The sequence below is a fragment of the Pseudomonas sp. P4_C3 genome (assembly GCF_056402075.1).
Genome location: NZ_JBFUIC010000683.1, coordinates 1 through 994, shown reverse-complemented (window position 1 = coordinate 994; position 994 = coordinate 1). Strand labels below are relative to the sequence as shown.

Sequence of the window (994 nt, the reverse complement as noted above, 5' to 3'; positions counted from 1 at the left end):
GGGTTTCCACTTCGTCATCGCTGACTTCCAGGGCGACTACCTCGATGCCGGGGTAAAGCCGGTTGAACTGACGCAGCAACGGCGGCAGAAAGGTCGCCAGTACCATGGGAAAACTGGCCAGGCGAATCGTCCCGCGTTCAACACCTTTTGCGGCCTCGACGGTGCTGCGAATGGCTTCCAGTGCGCCGAGCATGGTCCGTGCCTGCTCGATGACCGGCAGGCCGATGGCTGTCGGCAATGTCTGGCGGTTTTCCCGGGTGAACAATTGAACACCGAGGTTTTCCTCGATCAATGCCAGGGCCTGGCTGGCGCCTGACTGGGTCATGCCGACCCGTTCGGCGGCCCGGGTGATGTTGCCGGTGTCTGCCACGGCCACCACCATTCGCCAGTGCATCAGGTTCATCATGGCAGTAGCTTTCCTTATGGTAGTTTTCTGAAAGATTAATTTTACCGGGGGCGCCGCGCACTATGACACTGGCGTAAATCCACAACCAGAGCCTGCCCCATGAAGCTGTATTACTCCCCCCAAGCCTGCTCGCTGGCGCCGCACATTGTGTTGCGCGAACTGGAATTGCCCTTCGAATTGATCCGCGTCGATAACGCCACCAAGAAAACCGCTGCTGGCGATGATTTCCTGGCCATCAACCCCAAGGGCTACGTGGCCGCCTTGCAACTGGAGAACGGCGAAGTGCTGACCGAAGGGCCGGCAATTCTGCAATACCTGGCTGATCTGCGGCCGCAAGCAAAACTGGCCGCTGCGCAGGAGACATTCGAGCGGGTACGGTTACAGGAATGCCTGAACTTCATCTCGACGGAGATCCACGGCGGGCTCGGTTGGCTGTTCAACGCTCGATTTCCGGAAGAGGTGAAAGCGCTGATCAAGGAGAAATTGTTCAAGCGTTTGGCCGTGTTGAACCAGACGTTGGAGCGGCAGGATTACTTGATGGCGGGCGGGTTCAGCATTGTTGATGCGTACTTGTTTACGGTGCTGCGT

At 58.2% G+C, this 994-nt stretch carries 2 protein-coding genes; one reads left to right on the top strand and one right to left on the bottom strand.

Annotation, left to right across the window (positions count from 1 at the left end; genetic code table 11):
- On the bottom strand, positions 1-406 hold a 406-nt coding region (locus tag AC1DVH_RS31755; RefSeq protein ID WP_477757113.1), incomplete at its 3' end, for a LysR family transcriptional regulator.
- A 99-nt stretch (positions 407-505) separates the two neighbouring features.
- Between AC1DVH_RS31755 and AC1DVH_RS31750 the strand changes: the two genes are divergently transcribed.
- The coding region (locus tag AC1DVH_RS31750; protein ID WP_477757112.1) for a glutathione S-transferase N-terminal domain-containing protein at positions 506-994 on the top strand (489 nt) is incomplete at its 3' end.